Consider the following 4,393-nt stretch of genomic DNA (forward strand, 5'->3'; position numbering starts at 1 on the left):
GCCGACGGCCGCCCGGAAGCCTTCGCCCGCGAGGCCTTGCGCCAGGCGCTGGTGAACCTGGAGGCGGTGCCGGCGCCGGCCGGGGTCATGCAGGTGGTGCTGGGCCCGGGTTGGCCCGGCGTGCTGCTGCACGAGGCGGTCGGCCACGGCCTGGAAGGCGATTTCAACCGCAAGGGCACCAGCGTCTACGCCGGCCGCATCGGCCAGCGCGTGGCTTCGCCCGGCGTCACCATCGTCGACGACGGCACCCTGGACGGCCGCCGCGGTTCGCTCAACGTCGACGACGAGGGCACCGCGACCCACTGCACCACCCTGATCGAGGACGGCGTGCTGGTCGGCTACATGCAGGACACGCTCAACGCGCGGCTGATGGGCGTGGCGCCGACCGGCAACGGCCGCCGCGAATCGTTCGCGCACCTACCGATGCCGCGCATGACCAACACCTACATGCGCGCCGGCCAGCACGATCCCGAGGAGATGATCCGCTCGGTGAAGAAGGGCCTGTACGCCGTCAACTTCGGTGGCGGCCAGGTCGACATCACCAGCGGCAAGTATGTGTTCTCGGCCACCGAGGCCTACCTGATCGAGGACGGCAAGGTCACCGCGCCGGTGAAGGGCGCCACCCTGATCGGCAACGGCCCGGAGACCATGCAGAAGGTGCGCATGATCGGCCACGACCTGGCGCTGGACGAAGGCGTCGGCGTCTGCGGCAAGGACGGGCAGAGCGTGCCGGTGGGCGTGGGCCAGCCGTCGCTGCTGATCGACGGGCTGACCGTGGGCGGGACGGCCTAGGAGCCGGGAGTGGGGAATCGGGAATCGGGAATGGGCAAAGCGGGCGCCGCGGTGGGCTGCGGCGTTGCCGGCCTGCCGGATAGGTTCATCGCGCGCCTTGCCAGCTACGATGCTGGGAGTGTGTCTGCGGCCGTGCGGGGCAGCCGGCGGCGCCGCGCCTCAGTCGCGCGTGTCGTCGAACGCCGCGTCGTCGTCCGCTTCTTCGATTCCCGATTCTCCATTCCCCATTCCCGACGCACCACCCAGGATCATCTCGCGCAGCTCCCGGAACAACTCGCGGTAAGCGTGCGGCGGCTTGTTCTTCAGCCGCTCGTCCTTGGCGTTGCGGACCAGCTGGCGCAGCCGCTGGCGGTCGGCGTCGGGATGCTCGGCCAGCAGTTCGGCCAGCGCGGTGTCGCCTTCGGCGAGCAACCGCTCGCGCCAGTCCTCGACCCGGTGCATGGCCGCCACTTCGCGGCGCGCGCTGTCGCTGTTGACGTCCATCGCCTCGCGGATCGCCTCCAGCACCGCCTCGTCCTCGCGCCGCATCTGCTTGGCCAGGAACGCCAGTTGCCGCTTGTGCGCGATGTGCGAGGTGATGCGCTTGGTCTCGGCGATGTGCGGCAGCAGCGACTCGGGCACCGGCAGCTTGGCCAGCTGCGCCGGGGTCAGCGCCACCAGCTTCTCGCCCAGGCTCAGCACTTCCAGCGCCTCGCGGCGTTGCTGGCTGCGGCTTTCGCCGCGGAATTCACCGGTGTCTTCGTCGCGTCCGCGCATGCTCGTACTACTCGATCGGGCTGGAAATCAAATCAACACATCCGGCCAGGACGGCCGGACAGGGGCGAAGGGATTCGCACAACAAGGATAAAGCATTGAACGCGATCACCCCCGATTTGCACCGCGACGACAGCCAGCAGCGCCTGGAGCGCCTGTCCGACATCGCCGAACGGCTGCTGGCGCGCGCCCGCGCGCTTGGCGCCAGCCAGGCCGAGGTCAGCTGCAGCGAAGACCGCGGGCTGGACGTCAACGTGCGCCTGGGCGCTGTGGAGACCGTGGAATCCACCCGCGACCGCGGCATCGGCGTCACCGTCTACTTCGGCCAGCGCAAGGGCAGCGCCAGTACCGCCGACCTGCACGAGTCCAGCCTGGAGGCCACCGTGGCCCAGGCCTGCGCCATCGCCCGCTACACCGAGGACGATGTGGCCGCCGGCCTGGCCGAGGCGGCGATGATGGCGCGCGCGCAGCCGGATTACGACCGTTGGCATCCGTGGCCGCTGCAGGCCGAGGAGGCGATCGACCTGGCGCTGGCCTGCGAGGCCGCCGGCCGCGACGCCGATGCGCGGATCAGCAATTCCGACGGCGCCTCGGCCGGCAGCAGCGAGAGCCTGTCGGTCTATGCCAATTCGCACGGCTTCGTCGGCTGCGAGCGCAGCACCCACCATTCGATCGCCTGCACGCTGATCGCCGGGCAGGGCGACGGCATGCAGCGCGACGGCTGGTACAGCAGCGCGCTGGCACGCGAGGACCTGGAACGCGCCTCGGCGATCGGCCGCCGTGCCGCCGAGCGCACCGTCGCGCGGCTGCAGCCGCGCTCGCTGCCGACCGGCGAGGTGCCGGTGCTGTTCGCGCCGGAGATGGCGCGCTCGTTGATCGGGCATCTGCTTGGCGCGGTGTCCGGCGGCGCGCTGTACCGTCGCGCCAGTTTCCTGCTCGACAGCGCCGGCACCCGCCTGTTCCCGGAGTGGTTCGCGATCGACGAACGGCCGCACCTGCGCCGCGGCCTGCGCTCGGCCGCCTTCGACGGCGAGGGCGTGGCCACCCGCGAGGCGCCGCTGGTGCGCGACGGCGTGCTGCAGCGCTACGTGCTGGGCAGCTATTCGGCGCGCAAGCTGGGCCTGCAGACCACCGCCAATGCCGGCGGCGTGCACAACCTGCAGGTGGCGGCCAATGCCACCGACCTGCAGACCATCGTCAAGGGCCTGCCGCGCGGCCTGCTGGTCACCGACCTGATGGGCAACGGCGTCAACCCGGTCACCGGCGACTACTCGCGCGGCGCCGGCGGATTCTGGATCGAGAACGGCGAAATCGCCTATCCGGTGGACGAAATCACCATCGCCGGCAACCTGCGGCAGATGTTCCAGGACATCGAGGCGGTCGGCGCCGACATCGACGTGCGCTCGCATGTGCATATCGGCGCGGTGCTGGTCGGCAGGATGACGGTGGCCGGCAACGACTGAGCGCCGCGACGCAGGCAGCGCGCAAGGGCGCACAGGCATGCAGGCAAGCGACACCGAGAACACGATCACCGACGGCCCCGCGCCCGCGTGGGAGCGCGCGCTGGCGGCATTTGCGCATCTGTCGATGTGGATCGGCTTGTTCGCCGCCTGCAATGTGCACCTGGGCGACGCGCTGTGGTGGCTGCTGTTGCTGTGGCTGTTGCCGGGCGCGCAATGGTGGGCGATGCGGGGCAGGCAGCCGTTTGTCGCCGAACACGCGCGCCAGGCCATGCGGATGGGCTTCGGCCTGTCCCTGCTGAGTGCGGTCTTGCTGGCGCCGAGCGTGCTGATCTTCGGTGCCGTGCTCGTGTTCGGGTGGCTGCTGGTCGTGATGCTGCTTGTGGCGATGGGCGTCAGCCTATACGCGGCGGCCAAGGCCATGCTCGGTCGCCGCTAGCGCGATCCGCTGCCGTATGGGGCGTCGGATCAGCGCCGCGGTTGCCGAGCGGGCGATCCTTGAGCCCGTCGAGGCGTCTTCCCGCCTTGCCGGCTTGGCTTGACAGCGCTGCGCCAGCCGCCGAGAGTGACGCGCCAAACGTCTTGTCCCCTCACCACCAAAGGAACGGAATACCGATGAGCGAATTCGACAACGTCACTGCCCCGCCGCCGCCGCCGGCCTCGGCAGGCCCCCAGGAAGATCGCACTGTCGCGCTGATCACCCATCTGTCCGGGATCATCGCCGGCTTCATCGTGCCGCTGATCATCTGGCTGGTGAACAAGGACAATCCGGCCAAGTCCTTCCTCAACGACCAGGCCAAGGAAGCGCTGAATTTCCAGATCACCGTCGCCATCGCGTACGTGATCTGCGTGGTGCTCAGCGTGATCGTCATCGGCGGATTGCTGATGCCGGTGGTGTGGGTGGTGAACCTGGTGTTCTGCATCCTGGCCGGCATCAAGGCCAACGACGGCGTCGCCTACCGCTACCCGTTCGCGCTGCGCCTGATCAAGTAAGCACGCCTGCGACGCGTCCCCGAAGGCCCGGCCGCTGCGCCGGGCCTTTTTTGTGCCCGCGCCGCGCTCCGGCGGGAGGTCGCAGGGCGGCCAGGCGCAACGCCGCCACCGGCCGGTCAACCGCGGCCCGTGCTACGCGTTTGCAAGGCTGTCGCCATCACCGGAGCGCCGCATGATCCGCCGCGAGAGCTTGAGCGCCGCCAACCGCTTCGGCCTGGGCGCCCGTCCCGGGGACCTGACCGCCATGGGCGAGCCGCGCGCCTGGCTGGCCGCGCAATTGCAGTCGCCGCCGCTGGCGCCGGCGTTGCAGGGCCTGCCCGACAGCCTGGCCTACCTGCGCCGCGAGGCCGACTACCAGCGCGAACGCCGCCAGGCGCGGCAGCAGGCGGCCGGCG

The 4,393-nt window shown here is 70.3% G+C and carries 5 protein-coding genes and 1 pseudogene; 5 read left to right on the forward strand and 1 reads right to left on the reverse strand.

Annotated elements, in window-relative coordinates:
• The coding region (locus D183_RS0120275) for a metallopeptidase TldD-related protein (protein ID WP_017910609.1) at window positions 1–792 on the forward strand (792 nt) is incomplete at its 5' end.
• A gap of 159 nt (window positions 793–951) precedes the next feature.
• Here the strand turns inward: D183_RS0120275 and yjgA are convergent.
• Complete coding sequence (gene yjgA, locus D183_RS0120280; protein ID WP_017910610.1) at window positions 952–1,548, reverse strand: ribosome biogenesis factor YjgA; 597 nt, start codon at window positions 1,546–1,548, stop codon at window positions 952–954.
• 95 nt (window positions 1,549–1,643) lie between these two features.
• Between yjgA and pmbA the strand changes: the two genes are divergently transcribed.
• The 4 genes and pseudogenes from pmbA to D183_RS0120300 all read left to right on the forward strand — a co-directional run.
• Complete coding sequence (gene pmbA / locus D183_RS0120285) at window positions 1,644–3,008, forward strand: metalloprotease PmbA (RefSeq protein WP_017910611.1); 1,365 nt, start codon at window positions 1,644–1,646, stop codon at window positions 3,006–3,008.
• Window positions 3,009–3,045: 37 nt separating this feature from the next.
• Window positions 3,046–3,444: a DUF4870 domain-containing protein gene (locus D183_RS25440; RefSeq protein WP_017910612.1), complete on the forward strand. Its 399-nt coding sequence runs from the start codon at window positions 3,046–3,048 to the stop codon at window positions 3,442–3,444.
• Window positions 3,445–3,620: 176 nt separating this feature from the next.
• Window positions 3,621–3,998, forward strand: a complete 378-nt coding sequence (locus D183_RS0120295) for a DUF4870 domain-containing protein (protein WP_017910613.1) — start codon at window positions 3,621–3,623, stop codon at window positions 3,996–3,998.
• A gap of 172 nt (window positions 3,999–4,170) precedes the next feature.
• Window positions 4,171–4,393, forward strand: a pseudogene (locus D183_RS0120300) (DUF1800 domain-containing protein); the annotation flags it as partial.

Source organism: Xanthomonas sp. SHU 199, from assembly GCF_000364665.1.
Lineage (GTDB): Bacteria > Pseudomonadota > Gammaproteobacteria > Xanthomonadales > Xanthomonadaceae > Xanthomonas_A > Xanthomonas_A sontii.

Coding starts and splice junctions, on each gene's coding strand:
- D183_RS25440 (WP_017910612.1), top strand. CDS start 3,046: ATGCAGGCAAGCGACACCGAGAACACGATCACCGACGGCCCCGCGCCC.
- D183_RS0120295 (WP_017910613.1), top strand. CDS start 3,621: ATGAGCGAATTCGACAACGTCACTGCCCCGCCGCCGCCGCCGGCCTCG.
- yjgA (WP_017910610.1), bottom strand. CDS start 1,548: ATGCGCGGACGCGACGAAGACACCGGTGAATTCCGCGGCGAAAGCCGC.